The following is a 13801-nucleotide window of genomic DNA, read 5'->3' as shown; positions in this document are numbered from 1 at the left end:
CGCGGGCGGGGGCCTTTCATGCTGGGAAGGGGGAAGGTCGATCAGCCGAATTCTATCGAATGGCCCGCGATCACGATCTGTTACCGGTCGCCGTACTTCGAGACGTTGACCTGATGCCTCCGGATCGAGATGGCCACGAATGTGAAGATCGTGGCGAGCTTGGTAACGACGATCATCCAGGGGACGATATCGGCGCCGTTAATGGTATTCACGCCACGGCCGAGAGCGGTGATCAGGATTGAGAACCCGACCAGCGAGAAGCCGACGGCTATCATGCGCCCAGGCGGCTCATCCCGGCTGTACTGATGGGCCAGCCACCAGCAGAGAATTACGACGCAGAGCGATGTGGTTTGGTTGGCAAGATAGAGCGTCGTCATTTGGCCTCATCTCCCAGAAATTTGCGCCGCACGGCCTGCACGGCGACAATTCCGCCTTCGCCCATGATGAAGCCGCCGGCGAGATAGGCGTATGTTTCGGCGCCGGTAATGGCGTCGATCAGGTGGCCCAGAACGCCGCCCAGAAAGATCGCACTGACGGCACCCGCAGTGCCTTCAAGCGCCCGTTTGCGCCAGCTGCTCTGAGGAGCAAACACAGCCCGGACATAAGCTCCGCCGGCGCCGCTGATGATCAGGGCGTTCAAATGTTCAGGTGAGTTTCCCATGAGGGTTTTGATCGCCTGCAGGATTGTCGGCTCATTCACGCATCGATACCTCGGCGCTTGCTGAAACTGGCACTGGGGCCGCGTGTACGGATGGCAGGGAGCTATCATCGAAGGCCGGTTCCGCAGCCGACAGAATTCATTAGTCGTACGTATGGTAAAGCGTCTGTGGATCCTTCACCGGCAGTGCGTCGTACTCAGCCTGAGTCAGCGCAACGATGTTCCGAATCTCCGTGCCTGCGCCCGCCTTTTCCGTGTCGGTTACGACCCCGGGAACCCACGTCGCGGCGTAATCGTCAGATGCTGTCTTTACCAAGGTGTCGCCCGGCTGCCCTCCGATCGGGACACCTTCACCAGGAGCACCGTTGGCACCGTCTTGACCCGGCGGGCCTTCGCCGCCCACCGCCGAGTTGGCATAGGGTAACTGGTTCCACGGCAGCGTACCGTTGCCGATCTTGAACTTGCCAGTGTCGCTTTCGACACCAAATTCTCCGGCGGCCAGCGTCGGGTTTACATTGGTCCATGCCAGCAGAGTGCCGTTGCGCGGGATGATACGACGGGTTTCCGTAGCCATTAGGGCCGGCCTCCGATGATGGTATTGATGGGATTGATCGGGGGCGCGACATCGCCGCCGCTCAGGGATTTCAGCTCGGAGAAGTTGGTGTCTGGCCTGCCGCCGTCGATCGACGAAATCTCAGACTGATTGAGCGCTGCTGTATCCGATCCTTCGGGGAAAAATCGAACCCCGTGAAACTCGCCAGCCATGCTTTACTCCTGCAATTCGCCGCTGATCTGCGTCGTGTAACCGCTGCGCTTATCGAACCGGTGCACGGCGGACCGGACAGTAAAGGCAACCCCATCGATGCCTGACCTGACATTAGCGAATGTGACGACGCTTCCACCCCGGATCGTCGGATCGCCGACGACCGTGGCACTGAACTGGAACCCTTGGCGAAGAAGCTGCTTTGCCTTGGACTTCGCCGCGGCCTCCGCTTCGCCCTTGCTGGCGAACGGCTGGTCCATCGTGAACGATCCGGTTCCCGATTTTTCCGCCGGTACCTTCACCTCGACGCGCTTGCCGGTAGCACGATCCATGTAACAGGCGATGACATCCTCGTACCTCGTCCGCTCGGAGCGCACAAAACTGGCAGACCCCGGTGCAAGCGTTGCACGCGTTATCACGTAGGGTGTCAGGGGCAGGCCAGTGGGTGTAAGGCCTGAGCCGCGGACGGCGAAGATCACGGTCTGGTTTTTGATCGAGAACAGCGCATTGTGGCGTTTCGCGATCCGCTCGAGGAAAGCGACATTGCTCTCACCGATCTGGCCAATCCATTCGTACCGGAAAGAGGCAATCTCTGGAGCCACAGATGATTTCAGCCCGCCTTCGCTGGCAATTTTCTTGACGAGATCGCCAAGGGTGATGTCGTCGAAGTGCCGTTCCTTCTGGTCTTTCGTATCGCCGCCCAGGTCCGCGCTTTTGCCGGTGATCCTCAGGGCGTAGGGCAGGACCCTGATCTCGATCTCTTCGGCTATAAATTCGCCCATGAAGGCGGCTCCCGAACCGGCATAGCCCATCTGGACCGAAATGATAGCACCCGGCTTCGGCAGCTCCGCCGGTGGATCGTCGGCCAGTTCCAGTTCAACGCGGTCGGCTGACAGGCCTTCTTCGTCCATCACCGTTACTGACATCAGGCGCTCGGTGAAGACCCCGCTGACGGGCTTGCCGTCGACTGTGATGATGATCTGCGGTCTCGACATGGATCAGTCCCACAATGTGACGACAGGGATCAGCTTGGCCTGGTCAGGCAGGTCCGGCAGCGTAATGCGCGTCCCGGCCGGGAGGATCAGGCCGAGGGCGGCAAGACCTGGGTTGGCATCCAGAACAGACTCCACATAGCCGCTCTCGTCGCCGTAGGCCGTGCGACAGACCTGATCGACGGTTTGGGGGGTCGGGGTCACGTAATTCATGAGAACAGCCCCACGACCGCAGATAGTGCGCTGACCGGCGACAGCCCGCCCTGATACTTTGTGAGGCTGATCGAATAGGCGTTCCTCAGCGGTGCGCCTTGGCCGTCGAAGACGTTCTGTTGCTCGGAGATATCCTCGACGACGTACATGCCGAAGACGTTGAACAGGTTTCCCGTGGCGTCGACCAGTGGCAGCTGCAGCCCATTGGCCGCAGCTGCCTTGATCCCTTCCAGCGACAGCTGCCCACCGAAGTGGCTGAACACCACTCCGCCGATGGTTTCGGTCTGGCTGTCACCTCCCGTCCATTGCATCCGGTCCATGCCGCCGGCGACGGGAATCTTGGCCCAGCTCGTTTTCTGGGACTTCGACCGGTCGTTGAAGCCGAAGCCGAGGGCCTCGAACTGGAAGAGTCCGAGGGCCATAAGCGACATGCCTGCCATCAGTTTGCATCCGAATAGTGGGAGCGCATCAGCGCGCCGGTTTGCCGCCCGAACTCGCGGCTCAGCTCCTCCGCCGTGGCCCCGGGAGGGTTGGTCAGGATGATGTCGCCAAAGGTGATGTTAGCCGGACCCTGCGTGCTGCGCCCCCCGGTGACACGCTGCGCAGAAAGACTGCGCAGCTGGCCCGCCGTGGCCACATAAGCCGCGCGGGATGGTGTGATCAGCTCCGGGCCCCGTTCGCCAGTCAGGTAGGTCTTACCCGCAGCCACCGCACCGCCATAGACCCGGGCTCCGGAAATCGCGGGTCGGTTGCCCCGCCTGCGATCCCGTCGCCCATTGCTGCCGGCACTCGGCTCACCGTCGCCAAGACTGATTGTGCCGACCGCGCTCGCAATCTCTCCGGGAATGCCTCTCACCCACTTCATGAGGTCGGCGAACTTCGCCTTCATCCCGTCCCACAGCTTCTGGACGGCGTCAGAGCCGATCGCCAACAGGCGGGTCGGTAGACTTTGGATGGCAGCGATGATGCCTGCCGTCATGTCACGGGCACGCTGCTCGATGCTGGCCTTCTCGCCGTCCGAAAGGATGTTGCGGCTAAAGAAATCGGGTCCGAAGAAACCGGTGATGTATGACCACAGATCGCTGGCGGCTGTCTTGATCCAGTTCAGCGCATCGCCAGCGGCGCGTCCGATCTCGGGGAAGCGATCGAGCGCCGCCTTGACGGCGTTGACAGCAGGATGTGCATCCCACAGTGCCGACGCCACACCGCGCATGATCGCAGCAACGCGATCCCAGTTTTTGTAAATCGCAGTGCCGGCCGTTCCGATGGCCAATGCGGCCAGGGCAATGCCGCCCCATAGGGGCGCGCTGATCCCGGCGACGACCCCTGCGACGCTGGCAAGGCCGGACGCAACGAGAGACAGCCGGGTGACGCCCGCGAGACCGCGCAGAGCGGCACCCACCTTGCTGACCGTGGTGACCTTGCTGCCATCCATTGCCGCCAGCGCCGCCGACAGGGCCATCTGTGACCGTGCGGCGCCAATCAGGCCACCAGAGGTCCGCCCGATCATGCCCATGCCCTGCGCCAGTAGCCACAGCGCGCCGCCGCGCCCATATAGGCCAGCTAGTTTCAGGCCGAGGAAGCCGATGCGGAGACCGATCAGGGCAGAGCTCACACGAAAGATCGTACCGACCAGTTCGCGGTTCTGCTTGATCCATCCCGCGATCGCCGTGATGTAGGGCGTGACGCTTTGCATGGTTTCGGTCAGGACCGGAATCAGCGCGTCGCCGAGCGTGATTGCCAGTTCGCGGCCCACGTTACGGAATCGCTGAAGGTCTGCCTCGAAGGTCTTCGATCGAGACTCATATTCCTTGTACGCGGATCCAGCATAAGCTGCCGAGTCGGCCACGTAGCCGAGACTTTCCCGCAGCAGGTCGGTGTTGCTCATCAGGGCCGACAGTGCTCGTGCCTCGTCTCCGAAAATGTCGGACGTCACCGCCGCCTGCATCTCTTTCGGCAGGGCGGCGATGCGTTCCATCACATCGATGATGGTCTCGGTCGCATCTTCCTGCATACGCTTCGCCACGTCGACCGACGATAGACCCAGATCGTCCATCGCGCTGCGTTGGCGCTTGGTTGCACTGGTACCCTTCGTCAGGGCACGGCCCATGTTGCGGAAGGATGTAGCGGAAACGTCCACTGCCTGTCCCGCGGCTAGCATCGCTGCGCCGAAGGCCGCAGCCTCGTCCGGATCGAGGCCGAACTTGGCAATGTCGCCAGCGATGCTCACCATGAATGCGGACAGGTCCGGCGCGTTCGCCGCCATGTTGTTCGTCAGATGGTTGACGGCATCGGCCAGCAGCAGGGTGTCGTCCATGCCCAGCCCAAGCGCGTTGCGCATGCTGTTCATGAACGTGCCGGCGGCGTCCGCGGACACACCAAATGCCGTCTTCAGTTTCGCCGCCATCTCGACGTACTGCTTGAGCTCCTCCCCCCGAAGGCCGCTCTCGCCGCCCTTGGCGGCCAGCTCGGCCAGTTCCTGAGTTGCGACAGGGATTTCCTTGGACAGGTCGAGGATAAACTGCTGGAATTCCTCGAACGCCTCGGGGGTCGGGAAGTCAACGACCTTGCGAACGTCGGCCATGGCGCTCTGGAACTCCATGGCGGCCACGACCGGCCCACGGATCGAGGCAGCGACTGCGGCCGCCGCGGCAAGAGAGCCGACCATTGCGCCCTGAGTCTGGCGGATCGAACGCTGATTGCGCTCGATCGCCTTGCCCGTCCTGTCCATGGCCTCCCGGACGTTGCGGGACGGTCCGGATACCCGGTCGACCAGCGACAGGATCAGTTCGCTCGAAAGACGGGCCATGGCGTGTCCTACTTCTCGGGGTGTTCGGCGCGCAGGATCGGATCAATCTGCGCGTGGTACCGGAAGAACTTCACGTCTTCCCATTCTTCGACCTGGTCGATGGGTTGGTGCAAGTACCGGGCGATCTCTGCGATCATGCGGCGCCAGCTTGTGCCTCCGCCGTCAGCCTTGCCATCTCTTGCTGAGCCAGCTTCGTTGTCCGCTTTCCCAGCAGGGGAATCGTCGCCTCCGCAATCTCCTCCCAGTCGTCGGCGTCCAGATCTTCAATCACAGGCAGCGGGATGTCGGCCATGCTGGCCATCATCGCCATGTGCTTCCGGGTCTCGCCCTTCACCAGGTCGGTCGCGATCAGGTCTTTCGCCTTACGGCGTCGGAAGGTCAGTTCGGAGATGGTCTTGCCATCGAAGGTGACGGGGAATTCCAGCTTGACCGTTACGGTTGCGGGTGCATCGGTGGACATGATGATTCCTTGGAGGGGTGAAGGTTGTGGAATTGATCGCATTGGCGATGTGCGCCGTCGTCGCAGATATGCAGACGGTGCAGGCTGGCTACCTGCCGGAATCGACAAGGCGTGAATTCGAGCCTTACGTCGCTTACGACCAGTATTCAGGCCCCATGATGGTGTCCGCTGGTGGCGATCCGCTTGCGGTTCTCACAGCCACGACAGACGCGACCGCGAAGGTTGGCGCGATGGATGCGAAGGAACGCCTGGACGCGATGACGTCGTGCGACGTCAGGTACAAATACCTCGCAATGTGAAAGGGCCGCAATAGCGGCCCCATCATCACTCAGAGCCGCAGCGCGTTCGCCCGGCCAGGGAACTGCTCGACACCGCCGACCCAGAACCGATGCGGCGTGAAGCGGATGATTTCCTGATCGTCGATGAACAGGGTGCCGCTGTGCACCGTCATGTCGTAGGAGTGCTCGCCCTTGGTACCCGACGCCCAAGACCCGGCGTCAATCTTCTTCACATCCCCGACCATCTGGAAGCGGCAGGAGTGCTCGGTGCCGTCCTCGTCGGCCATGTAGCCGTAAGCGACCATCGAGGACGCGGCCCCAATGCCGAACAGCTTGAGCATGTCCGGATCGAAGCTTGTCTCGGTGAAGGAACACTCGGTCGTCTCGTAACCCATCGCGATCTCGATGGGCTTGATCATGCCGGCGTTGCGGAACGACTCCATCGTCTTTTCCAGCACGGGAATCGTGATCTCGCTGCACTGCCCGATGCGGGAGCCGGGGGCGCCTGGGGCGAAGAGCGAAACGTCCTTGATGACGTAAGCGGGAAGTTTCTTGGCCATGTTCAGAGCCTCCTTAAATCAGGTTACCAGTGTCTACGGTCCCGCTGATCTGATCGTACAGCAGTTCGTAGGCAATGGTCGTGTTGCGGTAGGCGGCGATGCGGATGTCGTTCGCGGGCGCCGGCGGTTCGTAGCGCATGGCGAACTTCAGGATTCCCTGAACGCCATCATCACCGGTCTGCTCGCTCGACAACCCGAACTCAGAACCGGGCAGGAGCATGCCCTGATTTTCCAACGACACCAGGACAGCCAGCCCGGACATGGTCATCTGATCCAGCAGGCCCTTTGTGATCGGCCGATCAACAAACTGGATGAAGGCGCGCTCGATGCTTTCGTTCACCAAATTTGCCATGCGAACCACGCTGGCAAATTCCCAGATGGTCCCGACGGCACAGGTCCGCGCGCCCCAGGTGCGGAACCCGTTACCGCGGTTGATGATCGTGTTGACGCCGTTCTGGTTCAGGTAGTTCGACTGCACCCCGTAGGTGACCGGACGGTTCGTACCCTGAATGCCGTTGATCAGCTGGTTCGACTCCTCGTAGTGCGGGCCGAAGAGCTGATCCATCTTGGAGCGCAAGCCTGCCCAGATCGCAGAAGACGGATAAGCGACGGGCGTGCCATCGACCGACTTCAGAACGCGGGGATCCACGAACTTGACGTACCGGCTCCCGATCAGTTGCCGGGCCTGTACGGCCTGCGCATCAGTGCCATCCGGCCCGTCTGCGTAGAAGAAGCCACGCAGCGTCTCGGCGATGCCCTGTGCTTCGGCAATCACGGCATTCAGGACTGTGCCCGCCGTGGCGGAACCGGTCGCATCGGAACCATCACCCGTGATCGTCACCGTCAAGGCACCGGTGTAGCCGGTGCCCGGCTTGATGATGTTGATCCCGGTGATGACACCGCCCGCCATGACTGCCTCGAGCTCGGCACCCGTCCCACCGGTCGCCCCGGCTACCGTCACATCGGCGGTCGTGTAGCCGGTACCGCCGGCGGTCACCGTTGCCGTCAGAACGCCATCTGCCACGCTGCCCACGGTCAGACCCGGCGCCGCGAGGATCTTCGGCGAGGGCAGGCCCAGGGAGGTGGCTTTCTTGAAGGCGTGGATTCCGGTGAGCTGTGTCGCGTCGCCCACAGCGGCGGCCTGCGTCTCGCTGTCTTCGGCCCCGGCATCGATCAAGATCAGAACGATCTGACAACCGCTCTGATCGTAGACACTGTCGACGTGCTCGCGGACATTCGCGGGAAGCTGTGCCGCGTCAGTTGCAGCGTTCAGAAGGATCGGCGTGTCGATGGCAACGCCGGATGGCAGGTCGGTTGGATCGACTGCGATCAGCAGGCCAACGGTGGACGTGCTGACCAAGGAAACCGACACAGGATCATTCCCGGATTGAAAAACCCGAGCGCCGTGGAATTTCTCCACCATTTCATTTCTCCATGAGATTGAGTGCAGGCGCTCGGCCTGCCGATGCCTTGCCTAAGGGCGGTTTGGCGTCCGGGCTTTGCCGGAATGGCTTATCGGAAGCGCCACAGGCTGACGGCCAGCCACATGGCCAGACGCCGCATTGGGCCGACACCATCAGCCCTGATCGCGTCTTGAAAAATCGCGGCCGCCGTCAGCCGATCCCATCCGCGAACAAGGAGGTCGTCGTGCAGCGCAGCTGCCTTCAGATATCGCGGATCATGCGGTGAGAATAAGGGGCGGACAGGCGTCGGGATAGACACGTCGAAGATGACTCCGACCCGGACGGTTACCGACAGGCCAGATCCCTTCATGCCCACATCCCAGACTAGTGGCTTGGTGATCCGGTAGGTATCGCTACCAGCGATGCGGACGCACCAATCCGAGACATCGGTGTAAGCGCTCATGTCAGTCGTCAACGACCAGGCCGAGCCCGACCGCCTTGGCCTTTGCGGTGGTCTTTGCCCCCTCCAGCACCGCCTCGACGCCAGCCGCGTCCGTCGCCCCATCAATTGCCGCCGCGGTGTTGCGCCGGATTCCCGCTACGGCGCCGACGACGGTTTCGTAAAGCGTAGCGCGCGCAGCAATAGTCTCGGCTACCTCCGTCAGCGACAGCCCGACCAGATCAGCCTCGACTTGGAGGATGGGAGCCGGAGTTCCGGTGGCGAGGAACGCCCGAGCCTCGGCAGCCTTGGTCGGCCACGATGCGATCTCGTCGCGAGGGATACCGGCGCGCAGTTGCTCGGTCAGCCGGTCGATCCAATCGATCATCATTGCCTTTGCATTTGCACGAATTGCGGACAGAGGGGTCGCGATCGGCTGCCATACGGGGGCATCGTCTGAGCCCACGTTTTCCAAGCCATCGACAGCTTCGAGCCTTTCGCCGTACTGCGCATGGTAGGCGATAATCTCGGGACTGGAATTGTCGTAAACGACGCCTGAATATTCACCATCCGATAATTTGACCGCGTATTTCATTGGGGATATCCGGTGTTGTTAGAAGGAAAAGAGACCCGAAACCGTTGGCGTATTAGGTGCCAGGTTGCATCCGCCCAGCATACCGCTACACGCCGCCATCGAGCCCGAAAGCAGCGTAAGATCACTTGAACTGTTGGCGGCACCTTTTCGCAGGTTGGCAGTCACAAACGAGGCACGGCTTCCTTTTTGCAGCCGAGCGCCGCCCAGGCCGCATCCGGTCGCATCCATGTTGTTTCCGAGGCAGAGCGACAAGCTGACAGCATCGACACCGTAAGTCGCAGCCCCGCTCACGTCCGCATATTCAAGGTTAGCGGATGAAAGGTTCGCAATTAAAATGCCGGTGTCACAATTCGAGAAGTCACCATACGGTGCGCGAAGTGTCGAGACGCGCAAAAATGCGCCCATGCCGCCACAGTTGCGAATGCCAGAGTTATCCTCGAAGATGATTGGCCCCCCGGCCCGCAAGGCAGAGATGCCGTGCCTCATGGCGGAAAGGCCAGCAGTGTTCATTTCGAATTGAACGCCGATGACAGGGCAAGTAGCTCCGTCGATTAACGAAAATGCAGGAAACTCGCCAAAACCATTATCAGTATTCAAGGCATCGCGGGCAATCGTAACCACGGATGCCTCTGAAACGATCTTAATGTTGGAAAGATCAACAGCGCGCATGACGACTTGCTCCTCCATCACATAGCCGTTTTTCAACGTGATGGTGTGGACGCCCGCATTTTCGCCGAACGACAGGCGATAGCGGGACAACTCTGCGAGAGCCGCGTTGATGGTCAGGAAATCACCCGTCGCGCCAACCGTCACGTTGATTTTGTCGGCACGCGAGAGATCGTCGACGCGACCGCGCAGCCAATTGGTGCGGCTTGCGAGCTGCTGCGCCTGGATGTTGGCGAAACCCTGCCCAAGGTCGAGGTTCGGCACACCACCGACAACTGGATCAGTTGTCTCCAACTGGTAGACACCATCAACCCAATCCGGCGTTTCGATCAGGTTTGTCATGCGACGGCTCCATAGGTGAACGCGCCGTCATACGAGATGGCACTGTTATATAGGTTTGCGGCTTCGGTGTAGGAAAAGTTCACGAGCTTGCACCTGACAGGGGCAACTTCGGCCAGAATGTCTCTGATGTTTTCCGCTTGTCTGATTGATATTGGCCGCCCGAGAATGATCGAGTATTCGGCCCACTTTGTCGGGTCGCCGTAGGTTTGCGTGCCATCGAAATTGTAGAAGCCATTGTAGAGTACGCCACCTTTGCCCTCGCGGATCGTCGGAGCATTATAGCCGGCGGCTATGATCGCTCTCCGGATCGCGCCGATTGTCCCTTTTCGGCGATGCACGAAAATCGACGCGACGATGACCGATCGCTTTTCTTCTTCAGTCCACTGATCGTCCCACGTATCGACAGAAAACGACCAGGCCAGCCACGGCAGAAAACGGGCGGGGACACTGGTCGGATCGACCAAAGTATTGACCGGCGCGGCCAGTTCCAGACGACGCTCGGCAAGAGCATCAAAGGCTTCTTCAAGTTCCGTTGCATTTGGCGGTGTCAACTTCGTCATGGTGCAACCGTCACAACGATGGCCCCGACGACGCCAACCTCGCCGTCCATCACAGCAACCTCCGCAGAGGGTTCGATCAGCGCCACGCTATCGACTCCCGGCTGATGCAAGGCCGCGTATATCCCCGACAACGGCACAGGCTCACCGATGACGCGGCGTGATGCTGCATATTTTGTGGCGGCGTCCTGTGAGGCCTGCCGGACAATCTCCGCGTCCGGGCCGGTCCCAGTTTCAAGCGTAGCCGTGATGTCGTAGGCTACGATCGCAGCGGGCTGGACAATCACCGTGTCGCAAAGCGGTCGCACATTCTCACCTGAAAGCGCATCGAAAATCTTATCTGTTAGATCAGTCACCTGATCGCCATTCGCGTCGGCGGCGTAGTATGTCACCAGAACGCTGCCGGGGGACGGGCTTGTGACGGTCAGGCTGATGATCCGGGCATCTACGGATAGAGCGTGGAAGCGGTAGGCATCGCGCGGGCCCGCGGTGCTGAACCCCTCCAGGGCAAGCTGGGCCCGATACCGCAGGGCGGTGTCGCTCTCATAAACCGCATCGACCACAGGCGTGACGGTCAGGTCCGCAGGGGACAGCACAAGACGCACGACGCCAAACAAGGCGGCAAGGTTGTCGAGATCGGCACCGGATGCGGTCGCGATAAATGCACCCCGACCGGCATCGTTGATTCGCGCCCGCAATAGGAGCTCCCGATAGGCGAAGGCCTCCATGAGCATTACGACCGGGTCGGATTCCAGATCAATAAAGGGATACACCAGATTGGCGTAGGCCTTGATGTCCACAAGGATTGCCTCGAACGACAGGGTCTGGATCAGGTCGGGCAATGGAACCCGGGACAGGTCAATCGCAACGGTCATAGTGCCACCTCTCCAGAGACTGGATTACCGTCGTACGTGCCACGAATGATCAGCCAGATGCGGCCCTGAGCATTCACGCCTGCCACCTCGGCGCCGTTCATTGTGAACCGAGGTTCCCATCGCGCGATCGCATCGGCCGATGCCGCGTAGATCGCCAGGATGGTGCTGCTGTTCAGTGGTCGATCGACCAACTCTGGCAGAACCGAACCGAACTCGCGGCGCATGACGCGGCTGCCGATCGGGGTTGTCAGGATCACACCGATCGACTGCAACACGGCGGGCCAACCCGTCAGCACAGCCCCGGTCTCCCGATCCATTACTTCACCGCATCAGCCTTGGCGGACTCGGTCTTCGATGCCGCCTTGACCGGCACCGGTTCAAGCCGGCCCTCTGCAAGGAAGGTCTGTGCCTGACGCTCGGTGAGGTCGATGTGCTTGTTCACGTTGTAGAACGTGCCGTAGATGAAGCCCTCGGTCTTGACGCGGTATTTCATGGGTCAGTCTCCTATTGCGGCGCGCCGGTAATACCGGCGGGATCGCCATGCGGGTGTGTGTGGGTGTCGCCCACGTTCGTTCCGTTGTGGGTGAGCGAGGTTCCGGTGATGAAGACTGCACCGCCAGAGATCGTGATGCTGGCCGCTCCCTGCGTCAGTGACACCGCTTCGGCGGTGATGAGCAGGTCGCTGCCCCCCAGGGTCAGGCGAAACTCGCCCGCCTGGTTGTGTGGCCTCTCACCGTCAGCAAAGCTGGAAAGCGCGATCACGGCATCCGTCAGGTCGCCGCTCTCGCTCGTGACTTTCACCTTCTGGCCGACAACAGGCTCGGCTTGTATCTTCAGATCACCGCTGGAGAGGCTTTCGACTCCGATCCACGGGCTGACAAAGCCGTCCCGACCTATGGCGACGCGGTATCGCCCGGTGGCAGGGTCTGCCTCGACAATCCGACCCTCGCGGCTGCGACCGCGCGCCTGGCGCTGCAGCTCCGCGATATCACGCGCCAACTTGGCGATGATGCCCGGCAGATCATTCATCCGTCACCGCTGACACGAGGTCATCGCCCCCGGGGTAAATTGGGCCGTAGCCCAGATGTAGCGCCTCGGCCGCGGTGTTGCCGCGCGATGAGGCGACGATCTCGTGGTCGAGGTAAGGCAGGCCGACGCCGAGGAACTTGTTCACGATCTCGGCCATTGCAGGGTTAAGTTCGGTCACTGCATCCGAGAACAGGCGCCAGACCGATGTCGGTGTCACATCCTGCCCTGGAACCGGATCGGGCAGCGCCTCGATCATGATCCGCAGTTGCCTCGCGGCCAGACGGACACCATGATCCGATGTCGATGTCCGGCGGCGCTCGATCTTTTTCGTGCTGCCATGGGTCCGACGCCAGATGTCAGCCCACCGGCCGGGGCCGGTCAGTGCCGTCGTGATCTGGCGGTCAATCAGGTCGAGCGTCAATTCCATTGCGGCATCAGTAAAGGGAATGTTGATGCCCTCAATGACGCTTTCACCCGTGTCGGGATTTGTGGTTACCATCGGAGAGGCAATGCCGAACTCGCAGACAAAGGCCGTCGTCCCATTCTGTCGCAGATCGCGGAGATCCACGTCAGCTGCATCGCCATCATCCGTGTAGACCAGGATGAACGGGCGATCCTCTTCAGTCCGCGCCTCGCCGTCTCCGTCGATGGTGAGTGCCGAGAAGTCGCTGTCGCGCACGTTGTCACCAACCAGTGTCTGGCCGCGCAGCGCCTGAACGGCAGCGGTGCGAAGAACCCATCTCGCAAAGCTCATACCGCCCCCAAGTGCAGGATCATGCGACCGGACTGCCGATCGGTGATGTTGAGAATTTCGAAGAACGGCTGCCCGTCGCGGTCGATCAACCTGATCTTGTCGTGTTCTTTAAAGAAGGGCAGGGGCTCGGTTGCGAGGTCGATATAGGCGCGTGCCTTCCCCGCGTTCATGCGACCTCCCCATGACTGGGCCCGCCCGCCAGAGACGTTGCGCTCCTCGTTCGTGCCGACGCGAACAACGGCGGTAAAGGTCAGTCGTTCGCGGGACGTGTCGACGATGCCGCCGACTAAGGGGAAGTGCAGGATGTCTTCCGACATGACGCTATCGACGGCGCTGATAGCGCGGGCCTGAATTTCACCGTAGCGCGCAACCATGGCCTGCCATCCGTCGAATGAAGATGTCGGGGCG

At 61.2% G+C, this 13801-nt stretch carries 23 protein-coding genes; 1 reads left to right on the top strand and 22 read right to left on the bottom strand.

The window, feature by feature from the left end; genetic code table 11:
- Positions 1-80 precede the first annotated feature (80 nt).
- The 10 genes from BUA54_RS05560 to BUA54_RS05520 all read right to left on the bottom strand — a co-directional run bounded on the left by BUA54_RS05560 (position 81) and on the right by BUA54_RS05520 (position 5895).
- Positions 81-377, bottom strand: a complete 297-nt coding sequence (locus BUA54_RS05560) for a hypothetical protein (RefSeq protein WP_072856252.1) — start codon at positions 375-377, stop codon at positions 81-83.
- Complete coding sequence (locus BUA54_RS05555; protein ID WP_143155362.1) at positions 374-700, bottom strand: hypothetical protein; 327 nt, start codon at positions 698-700, stop codon at positions 374-376. The genes BUA54_RS05560 and BUA54_RS05555 overlap by 4 nt, the downstream gene beginning before the upstream one ends.
- A gap of 100 nt (positions 701-800) precedes the next feature.
- Complete coding sequence (locus tag BUA54_RS05550) at positions 801-1232, bottom strand: phage upper tail fiber protein (RefSeq protein ID WP_072856250.1); 432 nt, start codon at positions 1230-1232, stop codon at positions 801-803.
- Entirely contained in the window at positions 1232-1423 is a 192-nt protein-coding gene (locus BUA54_RS05545; protein WP_072856249.1) for a hypothetical protein, read from the bottom strand. Before BUA54_RS05545 ends, BUA54_RS05550 begins: the two co-directional genes overlap by 1 nt.
- 3 nt (positions 1424-1426) lie before the next feature.
- Entirely contained in the window at positions 1427-2416 is a 990-nt protein-coding gene (locus tag BUA54_RS05540; RefSeq protein WP_072856248.1) for a phage late control D family protein, read from the bottom strand.
- Positions 2417-2419: 3 nt separating this feature from the next.
- Positions 2420-2626, bottom strand: a complete 207-nt coding sequence (locus tag BUA54_RS05535; RefSeq protein WP_072856247.1) for a tail protein X — start codon at positions 2624-2626, stop codon at positions 2420-2422.
- A complete protein-coding gene (locus BUA54_RS05530) occupies positions 2623-3048 on the bottom strand; it encodes a phage tail protein (protein WP_178352710.1) in 426 nt (141 codons plus the stop codon). Before BUA54_RS05530 ends, BUA54_RS05535 begins: the two co-directional genes overlap by 4 nt.
- A gap of 17 nt (positions 3049-3065) precedes the next feature.
- Complete coding sequence (locus tag BUA54_RS05525) at positions 3066-5435, bottom strand: phage tail tape measure protein (protein WP_072856245.1); 2370 nt, start codon at positions 5433-5435, stop codon at positions 3066-3068.
- A gap of 8 nt (positions 5436-5443) precedes the next feature.
- A complete protein-coding gene (locus tag BUA54_RS21740) occupies positions 5444-5572 on the bottom strand; it encodes a hypothetical protein (RefSeq protein ID WP_281250634.1) in 129 nt (42 codons plus the stop codon).
- Positions 5569-5895: a phage tail assembly protein gene (locus tag BUA54_RS05520; RefSeq protein ID WP_072856244.1), complete on the bottom strand. Its 327-nt coding sequence runs from the start codon at positions 5893-5895 to the stop codon at positions 5569-5571. The genes BUA54_RS21740 and BUA54_RS05520 overlap by 4 nt, the downstream gene beginning before the upstream one ends.
- A 26-nt stretch (positions 5896-5921) precedes the next feature.
- On the opposite strand from BUA54_RS05520, the gene BUA54_RS05515 reads away from it, so the two are divergent.
- Positions 5922-6194, top strand: a complete 273-nt coding sequence (locus tag BUA54_RS05515) for a hypothetical protein (RefSeq protein WP_143155361.1) — start codon at positions 5922-5924, stop codon at positions 6192-6194.
- Between the two features lie 29 nt (positions 6195-6223).
- On the opposite strand, the gene BUA54_RS05510 is transcribed toward BUA54_RS05515, so the two are convergent.
- The 12 genes from BUA54_RS05510 to BUA54_RS05460 form a co-directional block, all read right to left on the bottom strand.
- Positions 6224-6733 carry a phage major tail tube protein gene (locus BUA54_RS05510; RefSeq protein ID WP_072856242.1) on the bottom strand — a complete coding sequence of 170 codons (510 nt, stop codon included), beginning with the start codon at positions 6731-6733 and terminating at the stop codon, positions 6224-6226.
- A 13-nt stretch (positions 6734-6746) separates the two neighbouring features.
- Positions 6747-8156, bottom strand: a complete 1410-nt coding sequence (locus tag BUA54_RS05505) for a phage tail sheath family protein (RefSeq protein WP_072856241.1) — start codon at positions 8154-8156, stop codon at positions 6747-6749.
- A gap of 89 nt (positions 8157-8245) precedes the next feature.
- Positions 8246-8599, bottom strand: a complete 354-nt coding sequence (locus BUA54_RS05500; RefSeq protein WP_072856240.1) for a DUF1353 domain-containing protein — start codon at positions 8597-8599, stop codon at positions 8246-8248.
- 1 nt (position 8600) lies between these two features.
- Positions 8601-9170, bottom strand: a complete 570-nt coding sequence (locus tag BUA54_RS05495; RefSeq protein ID WP_072856239.1) for a hypothetical protein — start codon at positions 9168-9170, stop codon at positions 8601-8603.
- A gap of 18 nt (positions 9171-9188) precedes the next feature.
- Entirely contained in the window at positions 9189-10178 is a 990-nt protein-coding gene (locus BUA54_RS05490) for a hypothetical protein (RefSeq protein WP_072856238.1), read from the bottom strand.
- A complete protein-coding gene (locus BUA54_RS05485) occupies positions 10175-10738 on the bottom strand; it encodes a phage tail protein I (protein WP_072856237.1) in 564 nt (187 codons plus the stop codon). Before BUA54_RS05485 ends, BUA54_RS05490 begins: the two co-directional genes overlap by 4 nt.
- Positions 10735-11610: a baseplate assembly protein gene (locus BUA54_RS05480; protein ID WP_072856236.1), complete on the bottom strand. Its 876-nt coding sequence runs from the start codon at positions 11608-11610 to the stop codon at positions 10735-10737. Before BUA54_RS05480 ends, BUA54_RS05485 begins: the two co-directional genes overlap by 4 nt.
- Positions 11607-11927: a GPW/gp25 family protein gene (locus BUA54_RS05475; protein WP_072856235.1), complete on the bottom strand. Its 321-nt coding sequence runs from the start codon at positions 11925-11927 to the stop codon at positions 11607-11609. Before BUA54_RS05475 ends, BUA54_RS05480 begins: the two co-directional genes overlap by 4 nt.
- Positions 11927-12103, bottom strand: a complete 177-nt coding sequence (locus tag BUA54_RS21170) for a hypothetical protein (protein ID WP_178352709.1) — start codon at positions 12101-12103, stop codon at positions 11927-11929. The genes BUA54_RS05475 and BUA54_RS21170 overlap by 1 nt, the downstream gene beginning before the upstream one ends.
- A gap of 11 nt (positions 12104-12114) precedes the next feature.
- Entirely contained in the window at positions 12115-12639 is a 525-nt protein-coding gene (locus BUA54_RS05470; RefSeq protein ID WP_072856234.1) for a phage baseplate assembly protein V, read from the bottom strand.
- Positions 12632-13393, bottom strand: coding sequence for a hypothetical protein (locus BUA54_RS05465; RefSeq protein ID WP_072856233.1), 762 nt, complete (start codon positions 13391-13393; stop codon positions 12632-12634). The genes BUA54_RS05470 and BUA54_RS05465 overlap by 8 nt, the downstream gene beginning before the upstream one ends.
- A complete protein-coding gene (locus BUA54_RS05460; protein WP_072856232.1) occupies positions 13390-13767 on the bottom strand; it encodes a hypothetical protein in 378 nt (125 codons plus the stop codon). The genes BUA54_RS05465 and BUA54_RS05460 overlap by 4 nt, the downstream gene beginning before the upstream one ends.
- Positions 13768-13801: the final 34 nt, after the last annotated feature.

It is taken from the genome of Loktanella atrilutea (assembly GCF_900128995.1).
Taxonomy (GTDB): Bacteria; Pseudomonadota; Alphaproteobacteria; order Rhodobacterales; family Rhodobacteraceae; genus Loktanella; species Loktanella atrilutea.
This window is presented reverse-complemented; position numbering and strand designations above follow the sequence as displayed.

Excerpts from the sequence above, each read along its gene's own strand:
- BUA54_RS05560 (WP_072856252.1), bottom strand. The coding sequence starts at position 377 with ATGACGACGCTCTATCTTGCCAACCAAACCACATCGCTCTGCGTCGTA.
- BUA54_RS05550 (WP_072856250.1), bottom strand. The coding sequence starts at position 1,232 with ATGGCTACGGAAACCCGTCGTATCATCCCGCGCAACGGCACTCTGCTG.
- BUA54_RS05545 (WP_072856249.1), bottom strand. The coding sequence starts at position 1,423 with ATGGCTGGCGAGTTTCACGGGGTTCGATTTTTCCCCGAAGGATCGGAT.
- BUA54_RS05540 (WP_072856248.1), bottom strand. The coding sequence starts at position 2,416 with ATGTCGAGACCGCAGATCATCATCACAGTCGACGGCAAGCCCGTCAGC.
- BUA54_RS05535 (WP_072856247.1), bottom strand. The coding sequence starts at position 2,626 with ATGAATTACGTGACCCCGACCCCCCAAACCGTCGATCAGGTCTGTCGC.
- BUA54_RS05530 (WP_178352710.1), bottom strand. The coding sequence starts at position 3,048 with ATGGCCCTCGGACTCTTCCAGTTCGAGGCCCTCGGCTTCGGCTTCAAC.
- BUA54_RS05525 (WP_072856245.1), bottom strand. The coding sequence starts at position 5,435 with ATGGCCCGTCTTTCGAGCGAACTGATCCTGTCGCTGGTCGACCGGGTA.
- BUA54_RS21740 (WP_281250634.1), bottom strand. The coding sequence starts at position 5,572 with ATGATCGCAGAGATCGCCCGGTACTTGCACCAACCCATCGACCAGGTC.
- BUA54_RS05520 (WP_072856244.1), bottom strand. The coding sequence starts at position 5,895 with ATGTCCACCGATGCACCCGCAACCGTAACGGTCAAGCTGGAATTCCCC.
- BUA54_RS05510 (WP_072856242.1), bottom strand. The coding sequence starts at position 6,733 with ATGGCCAAGAAACTTCCCGCTTACGTCATCAAGGACGTTTCGCTCTTC.
- BUA54_RS05505 (WP_072856241.1), bottom strand. The coding sequence starts at position 8,156 with ATGGTGGAGAAATTCCACGGCGCTCGGGTTTTTCAATCCGGGAATGAT.
- BUA54_RS05500 (WP_072856240.1), bottom strand. The coding sequence starts at position 8,599 with ATGAGCGCTTACACCGATGTCTCGGATTGGTGCGTCCGCATCGCTGGT.
- BUA54_RS05495 (WP_072856239.1), bottom strand. The coding sequence starts at position 9,170 with ATGAAATACGCGGTCAAATTATCGGATGGTGAATATTCAGGCGTCGTT.
- BUA54_RS05490 (WP_072856238.1), bottom strand. The coding sequence starts at position 10,178 with ATGACAAACCTGATCGAAACGCCGGATTGGGTTGATGGTGTCTACCAG.
- BUA54_RS05485 (WP_072856237.1), bottom strand. The coding sequence starts at position 10,738 with ATGACGAAGTTGACACCGCCAAATGCAACGGAACTTGAAGAAGCCTTT.
- BUA54_RS05480 (WP_072856236.1), bottom strand. The coding sequence starts at position 11,610 with ATGACCGTTGCGATTGACCTGTCCCGGGTTCCATTGCCCGACCTGATC.
- BUA54_RS05475 (WP_072856235.1), bottom strand. The coding sequence starts at position 11,927 with ATGGATCGGGAGACCGGGGCTGTGCTGACGGGTTGGCCCGCCGTGTTG.
- BUA54_RS21170 (WP_178352709.1), bottom strand. The coding sequence starts at position 12,103 with ATGAAATACCGCGTCAAGACCGAGGGCTTCATCTACGGCACGTTCTAC.
- BUA54_RS05470 (WP_072856234.1), bottom strand. The coding sequence starts at position 12,639 with ATGAATGATCTGCCGGGCATCATCGCCAAGTTGGCGCGTGATATCGCG.
- BUA54_RS05465 (WP_072856233.1), bottom strand. The coding sequence starts at position 13,393 with ATGAGCTTTGCGAGATGGGTTCTTCGCACCGCTGCCGTTCAGGCGCTG.
- BUA54_RS05460 (WP_072856232.1), bottom strand. The coding sequence starts at position 13,767 with ATGGTTGCGCGCTACGGTGAAATTCAGGCCCGCGCTATCAGCGCCGTC.